The organism is Kaistia sp. MMO-174 (assembly GCF_037147815.1).
Classification (GTDB): domain Bacteria; phylum Pseudomonadota; class Alphaproteobacteria; order Rhizobiales; family Kaistiaceae; genus Kaistia; species Kaistia nematophila.
Genome location: NZ_JBBCUO010000004.1, coordinates 292,270 through 307,199, shown reverse-complemented (window position 1 = coordinate 307,199; position 14,930 = coordinate 292,270). Strand labels below are relative to the sequence as shown.

Here is a 14,930-nt window from a genome sequence, read left to right as displayed (position 1 = left end):
CCTTCAGGTGGCGATGATCAGGTTGCGGTAGGCGTCGACGGTTCCGACCATGCCTTCCGGGACGTAGAAGGACGTGTCGACCTCCTCGACGAGGCAGGGTCCGGCAAGTCGCATGCCGGGCAGCAGGGTGGTGCGGTCGAAGACGGCGACCGGAGCGTCGACGCCGGTCAGCGCGGTCCGCGAGGTCGGCACGGCGTCAGTTTCGACAGCGGCCGAATCCGTGCCCAGCGACAGGCGCGGGAGCTCCGAGATGGCGGTCAGGCGCCCGGTCACCACCGAGACGGCATGGCCGAGGCGCGTGCCATAGAGCTGGAAGTGGCGATCCTCGAAGGCGGTGGTGATCTGCTCGTTCGACCAGTCCTCCTCGACGACGACGCTGATCTCGTGCGCCTGCTTCGAATATTTGAGGTCGAGCACGCATTCGAAGCGCGGCGGTCCCGCGTCGATGCCGGGCGCGGTCGCCGCGACCTCGGCCCGGAGCGCCGCGAAGAATGCCGCGCGGTCGGCGACGGTCAACTCGGCCAGGGGCTTCATGATACTGGCCGAGCGGCTGATCTTGATCGGCGCGCTCACCATGCCGAAGGCCGAGAAGACGCTCGGCATGTTGGGAAGCAGGATGGTGGGAATGCCGACCTCGCGCGCCAGCACCGCGGCATGCTGGCCACCGGCGCCGCCGAACGGCACCAGCGCGAAGCTGCGCGGATCGACGCCCTTCTCGACGGTCATCTGGCGGATCGCCGACGCCATCAGCGCATTGACGACGCGGTAGATGCCCTCGGCCGCTTCCTGGATCGAGACGCCGAAATGGTCGGCGATCTTCTTTACCGCCTTTTCGGCCAGGCTCTTGTCCAGCGGCATCAGCCCGTCCGGCTTGATCAGGCCGAGCACGAGATTGGCGTCGGTCACCGTGCATTCGGTGCCGCCGCGGCCATAGCAGGCCGGGCCGGGCTCGGCGCCGGCGCTCTGCGGTCCGACGCGCAAGGCGCCGCCCTCGTCGATCCAGACAATCGAGCCGCCGCCGGCGCCGATCGTCTTGATGTCGATGGTCGGCGTCTTGACCGGCAGGCCCCATTCGATCTCGAAGGTGTTCTTCAATTCGAAGCGGCCGTCGCGGATCACGGCGACGTCAAAGCTGGTGCCGCCCATGTCGACGGTGACGAGGTTGCGATGGCCCGTCATCTCGCCGACGAAGGCGCCGCCGAGGACACCGCCGGCGGGACCCGAGACGCAGAGCGTGACGGGACGGCGGGCGGCTTCCTCGCCGTCCTGGATGCCGCCTTCCGAGCTCAGATAGTTGACCAGGCTGTCGCTGCCGACGCGCTCGCGCAGCGCCGAGACATAGCGGCGGACGCGCGGCATCGAATAGACGTTCGCGACCGTGGTGTTGGCGCGCTCATATTCACGGATCTCGCGGCAGATCGCCGACGAGATCGACACATGCAGGTGCGGCGCCTTCGCGCGGATGATTGCCTCGACCATCTGCTCGTGGCTGGGATCGAGATAGGCGTGCATCAGGCTGACGGCGATGCCGTCGACATCCTCGGCGAGGATGCGGTCGACGACAGCAGCGACGTTTTCCGGATCGAGCGGCCGCACGACGGTGCCGTCGGCCATGATGCGCTCGTCGATCTCGAAGCACATGGCGCGCGGGATCAGCGGCGTCGGCTTGCGCCAGCCGAGGTCATAGGGAAGGGGGCGGGTAGCCCTCATGATCTCGAGCACGTCGCTGAAGCCGTGCGAGGTGATCAGCGCGACGCGGGCGCCGTCGCGCTCCAGGATGAGGTTCGTGACGATCGTGGTGCCGTGCACCAGCGCCCTGACGTCGTCGACGGCGACGCCGGCCTTCTCGAGCGCGTTGATGAAGCCATCCTCGGGGGCACTCGGCGTCGACGGCGTCTTGGAGCGGCGGACCTGTCCCGTGCTCTCGTCGAACACCACGATGTCGGTGAAGGTGCCGCCGATATCGATTCCAACTCGTTGCATAATCTGGGTACCAGTTCCTGTTTTTATTTGCCGGCGAAATATCGATCGAAGACATCGACGGTGCGGTCGATGTCCTCTTCGGTGTGGGCGCCGGAGATCAGCAGGCGCTGCGTGCGGCGGGGCTTGGCGTAGATGCCGTTCTCGAACAGGAACGAGGCCAGATCGACGGCATCCGACATGTCGTGGTAGCGCCAGATGTCGCCGAACGAGTTCACGCGCACATTCGTCCTGTGCAGCGCGACGACGGAGCCGTAGTTGCGGACATTCGCGACCGCGCCGTGCCTGGCGATCGACGCCGCGATGCCGGCCCGCATGCGCTCGCCCAGCGTCCAGATCCTGTCGAAGACCTGTCCGTCCGACAGGCGCTCGATCGTGGCGAGCGCGGCCGCGACCGAGGCGGCGTTGCCGTTATAGGTGCCGGAGAAGAAGGCGCGACCGGCGGGAGCGAGATGCTCCATGACATCGCGGCGGCCGCAGAGCGCGGCGATCGGGGTGCCGTTCGAGATGGCCTTGCCGAAGGCTGCGAGATCCGGCGTCACGCCGAGCAGTTTCTGCGCGCCGCCGAGGCCGTGGCGGAAGCCTGTCAGGATCTCGTCGAAGATCAGCAGCGCGCCATACTGCGTGCAGACCTCGCGCAGCTTCTCCAGGAAGCCCGGAAGCGGATCGATGTTGCCCGTCATGGGGCCGTGCATCACCGGCTCGACGACGACGCCGGCAATCTGGTCGCCTTCGGTGCGGAACAGTTCCTCGATGGCGGCGATGTCGTTGTATTCGAGGACGCGGATCTGGGCCCGGGTCTCGTCGGTGATGCCGACCGATTCGGCGATCGGCTGGTACTGGCCGCGATTGTCGGCCGGCTTGTCATAGGACGAGACATTGAACAGCAGGTCCTCGTACCAGCCGTGATAGGAGCCGGCGAACTTGACGAGGATCTTGCGGCCGGTGGCGGCGCGGGCGAGGCGCGCGGCCATGTAGAGGATGTCGGAGCCGGCATTCAGGAAGGCCGAGACCTCGGCGCAGGGAATGATCTCGGCGAGCTTCTCGGCCAGCTCCACTTCGAGCTCGTGCGGCGCGCAGAAGACCGATCCGCGCGTCCGCATCGTCTCGGCCACGGCCGCATCGACGAAGGCGTCGGCATGGCCGAGCACGCAGGGGCCGGCGCCGTTCCAGTAGTCGATGTATTCGTTGCCATCGACATCCCAGAGGCGGGATCCGGCGCCGCGCGCCAGATAATGCGGATAGGGCGCATAGAACTTGCCGTCGCCCTGGGCCCCCATCGGCGCAACCCGGCTGGCCCTTTCCCATAGTGCCTTGGAGCGGGCGGTGCGCTCGCTCGGGATATAGTTCGACGTCAGCATGCGTTGCCTTCCTTCCAGCCTGTCGCGGTCCGGCGCCCGACAGGCCGTCGCCGCGATCCGATATTTGATATGATATCAAACCGGAGAGCGCATATTGGGCAAGATTGAATTTTGTGCACGATGGGCGCTATATGAGGCGGCCGACCTTCGAGCCTCGAGGCGCTGCCGGGCGGATGCGCAATCCGCCGCGGAAATGGGCCATGGCTGCGACTTGTTGGTGCAACCGGCGCGAGCGTGCCCGGAAGGCCTGCGCCGAGGCGTCGGTCGGCCCGGCTCCCGCCGATCCGCCGGTTGACACTCGGAGCTTCGTAGCGGACAGGATGGCAACGGGATTTATCGAATGGACAGGCCCGAACCGTCGCCGAGGCGAGCGCCCTAGATGAACTTTTCCAAGACCCAACACGCCTATGAGATGATCCGCAGGCAGATCCTGGACGGCGTCTTCCGTCCGGGCGATCCGCTGCGGCTCACGCATATCGCGCGCGAGCTCAACCTCAGCGAAATGCCCGTGCGCGAGGCGCTGCGCCTCCTGCAGAAGGACGGGCTGGTGATCATGAACCTGCACCGCAGTGCCGAGGTCGCGCGCCTTTCGTTCCGCACCGCGTGGGAAATCGAGGAGGTCCGGCTGCATCTCGAAATCACCGCCTGCGTGATGGCGGTTCCCGAGCATGACGCCGAATCGATCCGGCAGTTGCGCGCCCTGATCGAGGAACTCGAGAAGGATCTCGATCATCCCGTCACGGTGGCGCGCCGCAACCGCGCCTTCCACACGGCGGTGATGGCGCGGACGCCGAACGCCTTCTTGCGCGAGCATGTCGAGGAACTGTGGGACAGGGCTTGGCAGTCCTCGTCCGCCTCCTTCTTCGACCTGATGCCCGAGCGCAAGCGGCTCCTGCCGGTCGAGAACCGTCGCATGGTCGATCTGATCGAGGCCCGCGATTCGGCCGGACTGGAGCGGCTCTTGGTCGACCGGCTGAGCGCGATCAAGGTGGCGTGGGCCCGGGCGCTGATGAGCGCGCGGGCAAGCGAGGAGCGAGTCTAGGCGGGCGGCACGGGCCATCCGCACGCGGACAGCCCGCCGACCCCGGAGAACCGCACGGCAGCGAAGGCCGCCTACGCCCCCGGAGGGGGAAAGTTGGCGCGCCAGTGCCGGGCGATATCCGCCCGATTGCAGACCCACACGTCCTTGTGCCGGGCGACGTGATCCAGGAAGCGCTCGAGGCCGGCGGCCCGGCCCGGGTGGCCGACAAGCCGCAGATGCAGGCCGACGGACATCATCTTCGGCGCCGTCGCCCCTTCGCGATAGAGCATGTCGAAGCTGTCGCAGAGATATTCGGCGAACTGCTGGCCGGTCGACATGCCGCCGCGCGCAAATTTCACGTCATTGGTGCCGAGGCTGTAGGGAACGACGAGGTGCGGCTTGCCGTCCACTTGCGTCCAGTAGGGCAGCTCATCGTTGTAGGCGTCGGAATCGTAAAGGAATCCTCCATGCTCGACCAGCAGGCGCCGCGTGTTGAGGCTCGGCCCGTAGCGGCAATACCAGCCTGCCGGCGGGCTGCCGGTGGTGGCCTCGATGCTGGCGATGGCGCGCGCGATATGATCGCGCTCCTCGGCCTCGCTCAGGTTCTGCACCCGCTCCCAGCGCAGGCCATGGCAGCAGACGTCGAAGCCTAGCTTCGGGATCGCCTGGGCGAATTGCGGATTGCGCTCCAGCGCGACGGCGCAGCCGAACACGGTCGCCGTCATCCGGCGCGCTTCCAGCAGGCGCACGACGCGCCATATGCCGACCCGGCTGCCATATTCGTACATCGACTCCGCCGCGAGGTCGCGGCCGGCGAAGCCACCGGCGCCGCCCTCCGTCAGCGCGGACTCGCTGACCCCGTCGCCATCGGGGAAGGAGGCTTCCGAGCCTTCCTCGTAGTTGATGACGAGGTTGAGGGCGAGGTGGGCCCCATTGGGCCATTTCGGGTCCGGCGTCATCGGGCCGTAGCCGACGAAATCCCGTTCGAGATGGGCGTCGTCCATGTCAGTTCCCCATCAGGCCGGTGACCGGCACCGGCGTTGAAAGCTCGGCCCATACGGTGTCGCGGCCATCCGCGCGCAGCCCCATGACGATGAAGACGTCGCTGCCACGGCCGAGCGCTACCATGCCGTGGTGCCAGGTATCGCGGTGGTAGATGACGCCGCTTCCCGGCGGGACGCGGAAGGCGCGGAGCCCGCTCGCGTCCGGGCCGCCATCCGCCGCCGTCGGCGCGACCACGGCGAGCAGCCCGTCGCCGCCCAGCGTGACGAAGGCCTGCGTCGAAGCGGGGTGACGCTCCAGCGTCGAGACGACGAGCCCGTCGCCCGGATGCCCGGCGAGGCGCATCGTCCAGTTCCGCGCCCGCAGATCCTCGCCCGCCGTCAGGTCGAGCGGCAGGTAGTCGCGGTCGTCGCCGCCGGCATGGGCGACGATCGACCCGAAGGGCGCGAAGGCGATGGCGTCGATCGATTCTACCAGAACCGGCTTCATGTCGCGGCGCCCAGGCGGCGCTGCTCGTCCTGATACCAGTCGAGGATCTCGGCGCCGGTCCACGTCACCACCTTCTCATGGCCGAGGATGTGGTCGAGCAGCTTCTCCAGATATCTGATCCGGTGCGGCGCGCCGGTCAGATAGGGATGGATGGTGATCGCCATGACGCGCGGCGCGGCTTCGCCGTCGAGATAGAGCCGGTCGAACTGGTCGACGCCGCGCCGGAAGATCTCGTCGGAAGGCTGGTTCTGCACGGCGCTCATCACGACGTCGTTGATCTCGACCGTGTAGGGCACGGAGACGATCTGCCCGCCCGCGGCCTGAAGGGTCACAGGCTGGTCGTCGAGGCACCAGTCGCAGACATATTCGATGCCGGCCGCCTGCAGCAGGTCGAGCGTCGCCATCGTCTCGGTCAGGCCGGGACTTTCCCAGCCGCGCGGCGGCTTGCCGGTGAAGGCGGTGATCGCTTCGATGGTGGCGCGGATGGCTTCCGCCTCGTCGTCGAGCCGGTGCATCGGTCGCTGGACATAGCCATGGCCCATGAAGTCCCAGCCGGCTTCTAGCGCCGCCCGGCAGGCCGGCTCATAGAGCGAGAGCGCGCTGCCGTTGACGGCGAAGCTCGCCTTGATGCCGCGTTGGCGCAACACTTCGACGAAACGCCAGAAGCCGACCCGCATGCCGTATTCGTGCCAGGCCCAGTTCGGAATGTCGGGCAGCAGCGGCTGTCCCATCGGCGGCGGCAGCACCGTGCGCGGCTGCGGCGCGGCCGGGCTCCAGTTCTCGACATTGACGATGACCCAGACGGCGACGCGCGCGTCGCCCGGCAGGCGCAGGGCGGGGCGGTCGGTGATCGGGGAATAGGGAATGCGCGCGCGAATCCGCGCCGCGTCGCTGTCGATGGCGGTCATGCTCATGGCGCTCCGGGATCGGGATGGGATGATGGGCTGTCTCCGGGCCCGATCCTCGCTCCGGCGCGACAGCCTGCGATCCGGTTCCTGCGACGGAGCGCGGCCGATGCGGCGGCGCTTCCGCGCCCGGCGCCGATCCGGCCGTGAAGCCGCTTGATCCGAAGGGAAGTTGCCGATGGGAGGATGGAAGACAACAAGCGAACCGGCCGACCTGGGACAGACACGGTCGTGATGATAATCAGATATGATATCACAAAACAAAGTGAGATGGCGGGCATTGCGCCCGTTTTGTGAGCAGCAAGCGCCCGCTAGTCGGCTGGTCGGGCCTGTTGCCCGGCGCGCAGCGCGCGGCCAGGGCGTTCCGGTTTTGCGCGTCGGCTGCTCAGCGCGTCACCGCTGCTTCACCTGATCGAAGTGCAGGTCATAGCGGGCGAGATACTTCGTCAGCCGATCCGCGTCATTGTTGCTCCTCTTCGCTTCGCGCGAGCGGGCGAACAATTCGCGACCGGCGGCGCTCGCACTGGCATGACGTCGACACGCATGCAGGACCGCCGCGAGTTGCACGGCGTCGAAAGGGTCGATCCGCGCCGCCGCTTCCGTTCCGAGCACCTCCGTCAGGATGGCGTCTGCCGCCGGTCGGGAGGCGGGCCACCAGGCCGCCCGTAGCCGCCCGATCTCGTCGTCGACCACGTCGGCGGTGATGCGCCCCAGCGCGGCCAGCGTCGCCATGCGGGTGACAGATGCCGACAGATCGCGAAAATTCGCGCTCCAGCTGGCCTCCGGCCCGGTCGCGAAGGCGAGATAGCGCTGTCGGCTTTCCTTGTTGAAGGTGACGTTCTGACCCTCGCGCTCGAGGAAGCGCCTGAGCTCGAATTCGATGTTCGGCTCGATATCCTCCTTGCGCTCGCGCAGCGCCGGCAGCCGAAACGTCCAGAGATTCAGCCTCGCGAAGAGATCCTCCCGGAACCGGCCCTGGCGCACCGCCTCGCCCAGATCGCGATTGGTGCCGGCGATCAGCTGGAAATCGGCCGAGGCCTCCCGGTCGCTGCCGACGGGGAGGAAGCGCTTCTCCTCGATCGCGCGCAGGCACATGGCCTGCTCGTCGAGACCAAGCTCGCCGATTTCGTCGAGGAACAGCACCCCCTTGTCCGCGGATCTGAGAAGTCCGGCCCGATCGGTGGCCGCGCCGGTGAAGGCGCCCTTCACATGGCCGAACAGCGTCGACATCGCCTGGTCGCCGCGCAGCGTGGCGCAGTTGACCTCGACAAAGGCGCCTCCGACCTTTCGCTGCGACTTCTTCAGCTCGTAGATCCGCTTCGCCAGTTGCGACTTGCCGGCGCCGGTCGGTCCCATGAGCAGGACCGGGGCGGCGGAGCGGATGGCGACCCGTTCGATTTCATCGATCATCCGGTTGAAGGCGGGATTGCGGGTCGAGATGCCGGACTTCAGGAAGGATGTCGCCTCCGCCTTTTCCGATGCGAAGCGCCTGGCGATCTCGTCGTAGCGCGAGAGGTCCAGGTCGATGACGGCATGCGTGCCCGAATAGTCCCCTTCCGCCTGCCGGTCCCGCGGCGGCGACAGCTGCAGCAGTCGCGCCGGTATGATCCGCGCCTCGGTGAGGAGGAACCAGCAGATCTGGGCGACATGGGTCCCGGTCGTGATGTTGACGAGATAATCCTCGGAATCCGGGTCGAACGGATAGCCATGGGCGAAGTCGCGGAGGCCGGTATAGACCTCCGAGAAATCCCAGGGATCGCGGAAGTTGAGGATGTGCTGGCGCACGTCCGTGGCCGGCGAGACGGTCTCGATGTCCTTGATGATGCTGCGCGCCAGCGGCTCCGCCCTGTCGTCGTGGATCAGGATCAGCCGGTCGATGAAGAGGCCCGATTGCTGGCAGAGCGCCACGTTCGGGCGCCAGCGTTCCCACCGCTCCGGCCGACGGCCGACATCGAGGGTCGTGCCGAGGATGCTGATCGCGACGCGCCGTTTCATGGCTTATCCATTTCGATATTTCTCTATCTCTCTGGATAGAATAATGGAGCATCCCCACCGCCGCAAATTCGAATGGCTGCTGCTTCTCTGGCAGATATTATCTATATAATTCATATAGATAGCAGAAAATTCGGTGCTGGAAAGGCAGCGTTGCTTCGGTTGGCACATCGCTTGAAATGATCCGGGCGTGACCGGAAGCGAGGGATGAGCGGGGTCATCCGCATTTCGTCCATTCCCGTCGCCGCCGTCATTCGAGCGATGCACGACAAATGAAAACCAGAAGGACTGCGACAGAAGCAGAATGTGAAATGATCGAAGTAATCAGCGGACAGGACCTGATCGATGCGGGCATGGCGCAGGGCAAGTGGTTTCGCCCGGCGCTCGACGCGGCCAATGCGATCCTGAGGCAGGGCGGCTCGATGGCCGATGCCCTCGCGGCGGCGCGACGTTTTGAGCCCGCGCCCGCTTTGCCCCTGAAGGGTGAGAATGATGTCCCGATCTACGCGAACATTGCCGCGGAGACGGCCTATGAGCTCGGCAATGTCGAGAAGGTCAGCGCGACGATGCGCGCCCTGGTTCGCACGCCCGTGGTGCGCGCGGCCGCGATCATGCCCGATGCCTGCCCGGCTGGGCCGGTGGGGACGATCCCGGTGGGCGGTGTCGTCGCGTCGGACGGCATTCACCCGGGCATGCATTCCGCCGACATCTGCTGCTCCATGGCGATCTCGACCTTTCCGGGGCTGGATCCGGAGTCTGTTCTCGATGCGATCCATGCGGTCACGCATTTCGGTGCGGGAGGGCGCTCTCCGATGGGGCGCTTCCGTCCCTCCGACGCGACGCTCGCCGCTTTTTCGGAGAACCGCTATCTTTACAGCGGCCTGGAGGGAGCGATCGCGCATTTCGCGACTCAGGGCGACGGCAACCACTTCGCCTTCGTCGGCACGCTGAAGTCGAGCGGCGAGACCGCGCTCGTGACCCATCATGGATCGCGGGGGCCGGGAGCCCGCCTCTATGATCGGGGGATCAAGGTCGCGAACCGGTTTCGCGAACGGCTCTCCCCGGAGACCGCGCCGATCAACGCCTGGATCCCGGCCGATACGGAAGAGGGCGAGGCCTACTGGTCCGCCCTGCAGGCGATCCGCCTCTGGACCAGGGAGAGCCACTATGCGCTGCACGACATGGCGGCGGAAAAACTGGATACGCGCGTTGGCGACCGCTTCTGGAACGAGCACAACTTCGTCTTCCGAAAGTCCGACGGGTTGTTCTACCACGGCAAGGGGGCGACGCCGGCCTTCGACGGCTGGGCCGACGACGCCACCGCGCTGACGCTCGTTCCGCTCAACATGGCGGAGCCCGTGCTCGTCGTCCGCGGATCGAATGCGGCGCGGGGCCTCGGCTTCTCGCCGCATGGAGCCGGACGCAACGTCTCGCGCAGCGCCCATATCCGGGCGCTTGTCGAGGAACATGGCGCCGATTCCCGGGGGCTGAGCCCGAACAACATCGCCGCGATCCTGGCCAGGGAGACGGCAGGCCTCGACGTCCGCTTCTTCTGCGGCAACGCCGACGTGTCCGAGTTGCCGAGCGCCTACAAGAACGCTGCGGCCATGCGGGCGCAGATCGAGCACTATGGCCTGGCCGAGATCGTCGACGAGGTGTTGCCCTATGGCTGCATCATGGCCGGCGATATCGGGAGAGATGCCCCCTGGCGCCGCCGGAAGGCGCAGAAGGCTGGCTGATCGTGGCTCCCGGCCGTCGCGCAGGCGACGGCCGGGAATGGCAGCAGGAGGGTTCCCTTACGAAAGTTTCTTAACCAGGCTGCTCTAGCGTGAGTTGCAGGGCGCTGGATGACGGGTGGCGCCAATCTTTGATCTGGCGGCTGGACCCATGACATCGATGTTCGCAATGCGGCGCCCTCTGACGCTTTCCCGGCGCGGTCTGCTTGGCGGGGCGCTGGCCGCCATCGCCATGCCGCGCGCCTTCGCGGAACCGCTCAGCGATCTCTCCCGCATCTATCGCGAGACGCCGCTCAGGGTCGCGATGCCGAGCTTCGCGTCGCCGCCCTTCTTCGAGGCCGCCGGCGCCGACAATGCCGGTATCGACGTCACGCTCGCGCAAGCGATCGCGCGCACGCTCGAGGCCGATGTCACCTTCGACCGGCAGCCGAGGACCTTCGACGAAGCGGTCGACCAGATCGCCGACGGCGCCGCCGATCTCGCCATCTGCAAGCTGAGCCGCACGGTGCGGCGCGGGCGCCTGATCCGCTATTCGCGGCCCTATGCGGTATTCAACCACGGCCTGATCGCCAACCGCGTCCGGCTGGCGCGCATGGCCGGCAGCCAGCCGGTGGAGCCGGTCATCCGCGATTTCAGCGGCGTGCTGGGCGTCATCGGCCACTCGGCCTTCGCCGAATTCGCCGGCGCAAGTTTCCCGAAGGCCAGCATCCGCGAGTTCGCCGACTGGACGTCGATGATCGACGCGGTCCGGGCCGGAGAGATCGACATGGCGTATCGCGACGATTTCGAGATCAAGAAGCTGCTCGTCGACGATCCCTCGCTCACCGTCGTGGCGCGGTCGATCACGCTGAACGACAAGACCGACACGCTGGCGATCGGCATCCGCCCGGATGCCGCGCATCTCGCCGCCTTCGTCGACCTGTTCCTCGACATCTCGCAGGGCGGCGCCGTGATGAAGACCGATGAAATCATCGCGCGCTATCGCGCCAGCCGGGGTGTTTGACGTGGCGACGGACGAAACCCTCGCAGAGCCGGTGCCGCGCTCGAAAGGCTTCACCCTGTTCAAGCGCGTGCTGCGCTCGCCCGTCACCACGCTGGTGCTGATCGCGGCCGGCATTCTTTGCGGCATCCACGCGCCGGCGGTCGCCCATGCGCTGGCGCCGGTCGCCAAGGTCTATCTGAACCTGCTGACGATGGTGGTGCTGCCGCTGCTCGTCTCGTCGGTGATCTTCTCGATCACCTCGATGGTGCAGGATCCGCGCTCGGTCCGCTATCTCGCCCGCATCGCGCTCGCGGTCGTGGTCGTCTCGGTTCTCGGCGTGGCCCTGATCGGCATGCTGTCGCTCGTCCTGCAGCCCGGCCAGATCGACGATCCGCAGTCGCGCATCGGCCTCGGCATGTTCATCAATTCGCAGGGGGCGGTGTCGACCGACCTGCAATTGTCGCTGGCCGAGCCGGAGAATGCCGGCCAGCAGGCCGGCCCGCTCGGCATCTTCCTCCAGCTCGTGCCGAGCAACGTCTTCGGCGCGCTCGCCAAGGGCGAGACGATCCAGGTGCTGCTGTTCTGCCTGCTTTTCGGCCTCGCCGTCGGCCAGGTGCCGCAGAAATCCGCGACGAGCCTGGCCCAGGGCCTCGATGCGATCTACCGCGCCTGCATCATCCTGACCAACTGGTTCGTCTGGGGCCTCCCGATCGCGACCTTCATCCTGATCGCCGAGCAGACCGCGCAGGTCGGGCCGGAACCGCTGACCCTGATGGGCCGCTTCCTGCTCGTGATGGGGCTTTCGACCCTCGCCGTCATGATCGCGGCGGTCACCATCGTCGCGGTCCGCTCGCGCCGCGGCTACTGGTCCACCATCAAGGCGTTCCAGCCGCTGCTGATGGTGGTGATCACCACGCGCTCGACCATCGCCTCGATCCCGTGGATCATCAACCTGCTGGTGGAGCGGCTGAAATTCAGCCAGGTGATCGTCGAATTGCTGGCCCCGCTGCAGGCGGCGCTGCTGCGCACCGGCGCGATCTTCCTCTATGTCGGCGGCGTCATCTTCATCGCCCAGCTCTACGGACGCACGCTCTCGATCCCCGACCTCGCCTTGATCGGCGTGTCCTCGGCGCTTCTGGCGCTCACCACCACCGGCATGGCGGGGCTGGTGATCCTGTCGCAGATGTCGATCCTCTGCAGCTATCTGCAACTGCCCTTCGAGGCGGCCTTCGCCCTGTTCGTCGCCGTCGACGCGGTCACGGACACGTTCATGACGCTTGCCAGCGTGTCGACGGTCACCGCCGCTACCGCGGCGATCGCCCCGCATTCGCGCGAGATCGACGAGACCGAGGCAATCCCGGCGGGGTTGCAGCCCGTGCAGGACGCGACGGCCTGACCGCCGGCCGGACCTGCGCCGCCCCTCTATCCCGCCTTTCTCTCCCTGTCTTTGCTGCCAGGCTCCTCGCGACCGCCGACACCGGCGGGCGCGGGGCGTCGTCCCTTGGCCCGATTGTTGCTGCCCCGGCGTAGTCGCCGGGTCGCGCTTTCCTTCGTGCCGCGCCGCCGAAGAATAATTTCGCGGCAAACCAGCGAGACCGCTTGAAATCCGGAAACCTGCTTGTACAGTTGACTGGACAAGCTAGGAGGAAGCCATGGCGGCAGGAATGCGGGACCGCGACGGTCCGCTTTATCTGCAGATCGCGGATCGGCTGCGCGAGGACATCGCCTCGCTCGGCGAGGGCGCGCGGATTCCGAGCGAGCCGCAGCTCGCCCGCGACTGGGGCGTCAGCCGCTTCACCGTGGCGAAGGCGGTCGAGCAGCTCGCCGACGAGGGGCTGATCACCCGTCGCCAGGGCAGCGGCTCGTTCGTCGCCGCCGCGCCGCTGCGCCGCCAGCCCGGCTATCTGCTGAGCTTCACCGAGGCGGTCGAGGCGGCGGGCCACAAGGCCACGCACCAGCTGCTCGCCTTCGGCGAGGCGTCCTGGCAGCCCGGCCTGCCTTATCCGGAAGGGACGGCGCTGGTCCGGCTCGATCGCCTGCGTCTCGTCGACGGCATGGCGGTGGCGCTGCACCGCTCGCTGATCTCGGCCGAGCTGGCGCGGTCGATCGGCCTCACCCGCGACGTCGCCGCGTCGCATTCCTTCTCGCTGTACCGCTTCTTCGAGGAGCGTGGTCTTTCGGTGCATGGCGCCACCGAGCGCCTGATCGCCTGCACGGCCGAACCCGGCGACCGGGAGCTGCTCAACCTCGGCGCGGACGCCGTCGTCGTCGCGGTGACGCGACACTCGTTTGCCGCCGACGGCACGCCGCTCGACGCCGTCAACGCCGTCTATGACGCGCGCCGCTACTCCTACGAGGCGACGCTTGTGCGCCAGCCGCGGAACCACGCATCCAACATGGAGAAGTCAGATGAAATCCACTTCGATGGCGCTCGCCACGATGGTCCTCGCCTCGGCCCTTGGAACGGCTAGCGCCCGCGCCGAGGACAAGCCCGTCGCCCTGATCGTTTCGCAGGGCGGCCTCGGCGACCAGTCCTACAACGACCTCGCCCATTCCGGCTTTCTGCGCGCGCTGAAGGAGACCGGGCTCGAGGGCAAGGCGGTCGAATCCAAGGAAGTGGTTTCGCAGGCGACCGAGATCCTGCGTCGCGCCTCGGACGCCGATTTCGGCCTGATCGTCGATCTCGAATATGCCCATGGCGAGCCGATGCTCGAAGTTGCCAAGGATTATCCGGATACCAAGTACGTCATCCTGAACCAGGTGCGCGAAGGCTCGAACATCGCCTCGGTGCTGTTCCAGGAGCAGGAAGGTTCCTACCTCGCCGGCACGCTCGCCGCCCTGGTGACGACCGATACCTCGATCAAGGGCATCAACGACAAGCCGGTGATCGGTGTTATCGGTGGCACCAAGTCGGCCGGCATCGACAAGTTCATCGCCGGCTATGTCGAGGGTGCCAAGGCGGCCAATCCCGAAATCGTCGTCAAGATCGCCTATTCCAACAATTTCGGCGATCCGGCCGTCGGCCTGCAGATGGCCAAGGCGATGATCGAGGAAGGCGCCGACGTGATCTACCACGTCGCCGGCGGAACCGGCATGGGCGTCATCCAGGCGGCCAAGGAAGCCGGCGTCTACGCCATCGGCGTCGATACCGACCAGGACGGCATCGCGCCGGGCAATGTGCTCACCAGCATGGTCAAGCATTCCGACAACGCCGTCGAGGCGGTGATCAAGGACTACGCCGCCGACAAGTTCCCGGGCGGCCAGACGATCACGCTCGGCCTCAAGGAGAACGGCGTCGGCCTGTCGGAGATGAAGTACACCAAGGACCGCATCCCCCCGGCGATCCTGGAAAAGGTCGAGGCGGCGAAGCAGGACATCCTCTCCGGCAAGATCAAGGTCTGGAACGTCGTCGACCAGGGCTACCCGGACTTCCTGAAGTAAGCACGATCCACGCGTAGGGAC

At 66.8% G+C, this 14,930-nt stretch carries 12 protein-coding genes; 6 read left to right on the top strand and 6 right to left on the bottom strand.

The features are described 5' to 3' along the window. Window positions 1–3 precede the first annotated feature (3 nt). Together WFK98_RS16500 and WFK98_RS16495 are read right to left on the bottom strand one after the other, a co-directional pair. A complete protein-coding gene (locus WFK98_RS16500; RefSeq protein WP_336800996.1) occupies window positions 4–1,983 on the bottom strand; it encodes a hydantoinase/oxoprolinase family protein in 1,980 nt (659 codons plus the stop codon). Window positions 1,984–2,006: 23 nt separating this feature from the next. Beyond that, on the bottom strand, window positions 2,007–3,341 hold the full coding sequence (locus WFK98_RS16495; protein WP_266338858.1) for an aspartate aminotransferase family protein: 1,335 nt from the start codon (window positions 3,339–3,341) through the stop codon (window positions 2,007–2,009). 379 nt (window positions 3,342–3,720) lie between these two features. On the opposite strand from WFK98_RS16495, the gene WFK98_RS16490 reads away from it, so the two are divergent. Next, a complete protein-coding gene (locus WFK98_RS16490; protein WP_266338857.1) occupies window positions 3,721–4,383 on the top strand; it encodes a GntR family transcriptional regulator in 663 nt (220 codons plus the stop codon). A 71-nt stretch (window positions 4,384–4,454) separates the two neighbouring features. On the opposite strand, the gene WFK98_RS16485 is transcribed toward WFK98_RS16490, so the two are convergent. The 4 genes from WFK98_RS16485 to rtcR all read right to left on the bottom strand — a co-directional run bounded on the left by WFK98_RS16485 (window position 4,455) and on the right by rtcR (window position 8,753). Further along, window positions 4,455–5,366, bottom strand: coding sequence for an allantoinase PuuE (locus tag WFK98_RS16485; protein ID WP_336800995.1), 912 nt, complete (start codon window positions 5,364–5,366; stop codon window positions 4,455–4,457). A 1-nt stretch (window position 5,367) separates the two neighbouring features. Beyond that, window positions 5,368–5,853: an ureidoglycolate lyase gene (locus tag WFK98_RS16480; RefSeq protein ID WP_336800994.1), complete on the bottom strand. Its 486-nt coding sequence runs from the start codon at window positions 5,851–5,853 to the stop codon at window positions 5,368–5,370. After that, entirely contained in the window at window positions 5,850–6,767 is a 918-nt protein-coding gene (locus WFK98_RS16475; RefSeq protein ID WP_336800993.1) for a polysaccharide deacetylase family protein, read from the bottom strand. The genes WFK98_RS16480 and WFK98_RS16475 overlap by 4 nt, the downstream gene beginning before the upstream one ends. A gap of 384 nt (window positions 6,768–7,151) precedes the next feature. Continuing rightward, entirely contained in the window at window positions 7,152–8,753 is a 1,602-nt protein-coding gene (rtcR, locus tag WFK98_RS16470) for an RNA repair transcriptional activator RtcR (protein ID WP_336800992.1), read from the bottom strand. Window positions 8,754–9,061: 308 nt separating this feature from the next. Here rtcR and WFK98_RS16465 point away from each other — a divergent pair, with 308 nt between their 5' ends. The 5 genes from WFK98_RS16465 to WFK98_RS16445 all read left to right on the top strand — a co-directional run bounded on the left by WFK98_RS16465 (window position 9,062) and on the right by WFK98_RS16445 (window position 14,909). Beyond that, complete coding sequence (locus WFK98_RS16465; RefSeq protein ID WP_336800991.1) at window positions 9,062–10,489, top strand: RtcB family protein; 1,428 nt, start codon at window positions 9,062–9,064, stop codon at window positions 10,487–10,489. Between the two features lie 166 nt (window positions 10,490–10,655). Further along, entirely contained in the window at window positions 10,656–11,489 is an 834-nt protein-coding gene (locus WFK98_RS16460) for a substrate-binding periplasmic protein (protein WP_336800990.1), read from the top strand. A 1-nt stretch (window position 11,490) separates the two neighbouring features. After that, a complete protein-coding gene (locus WFK98_RS16455; protein WP_336800989.1) occupies window positions 11,491–12,864 on the top strand; it encodes a dicarboxylate/amino acid:cation symporter in 1,374 nt (457 codons plus the stop codon). 256 nt (window positions 12,865–13,120) lie between these two features. Beyond that, window positions 13,121–13,939, top strand: coding sequence for a GntR family transcriptional regulator (locus WFK98_RS16450; RefSeq protein WP_336800988.1), 819 nt, complete (start codon window positions 13,121–13,123; stop codon window positions 13,937–13,939). After that, window positions 13,878–14,909 (top strand): BMP family lipoprotein, encoded by a 1,032-nt coding sequence (locus WFK98_RS16445; RefSeq protein WP_336800987.1) that lies wholly within the window; start codon window positions 13,878–13,880, stop codon window positions 14,907–14,909. Before WFK98_RS16450 ends, WFK98_RS16445 begins: the two co-directional genes overlap by 62 nt. Window positions 14,910–14,930 lie beyond the last annotated feature (21 nt).

Bases quoted from the DNA above. Each gene is read 5' to 3' on its own strand.
- WFK98_RS16445 (WP_336800987.1), top strand. From the start codon at position 13,878: ATGAAATCCACTTCGATGGCGCTCGCCACGATGGTCCTCGCCTCGGCC.
- WFK98_RS16460 (WP_336800990.1), top strand. From the start codon at position 10,656: ATGCGGCGCCCTCTGACGCTTTCCCGGCGCGGTCTGCTTGGCGGGGCG.
- WFK98_RS16495 (WP_266338858.1), bottom strand. From the start codon at position 3,341: ATGCTGACGTCGAACTATATCCCGAGCGAGCGCACCGCCCGCTCCAAG.
- rtcR (WP_336800992.1), bottom strand. From the start codon at position 8,753: ATGAAACGGCGCGTCGCGATCAGCATCCTCGGCACGACCCTCGATGTC.
- WFK98_RS16500 (WP_336800996.1), bottom strand. From the start codon at position 1,983: ATGCAACGAGTTGGAATCGATATCGGCGGCACCTTCACCGACATCGTG.
- WFK98_RS16480 (WP_336800994.1), bottom strand. From the start codon at position 5,853: ATGAAGCCGGTTCTGGTAGAATCGATCGACGCCATCGCCTTCGCGCCC.
- WFK98_RS16475 (WP_336800993.1), bottom strand. From the start codon at position 6,767: ATGAGCATGACCGCCATCGACAGCGACGCGGCGCGGATTCGCGCGCGC.
- WFK98_RS16450 (WP_336800988.1), top strand. From the start codon at position 13,121: ATGGCGGCAGGAATGCGGGACCGCGACGGTCCGCTTTATCTGCAGATC.
- WFK98_RS16490 (WP_266338857.1), top strand. From the start codon at position 3,721: ATGAACTTTTCCAAGACCCAACACGCCTATGAGATGATCCGCAGGCAG.
- WFK98_RS16465 (WP_336800991.1), top strand. From the start codon at position 9,062: ATGATCGAAGTAATCAGCGGACAGGACCTGATCGATGCGGGCATGGCG.
- WFK98_RS16485 (WP_336800995.1), bottom strand. From the start codon at position 5,366: ATGGACGACGCCCATCTCGAACGGGATTTCGTCGGCTACGGCCCGATG.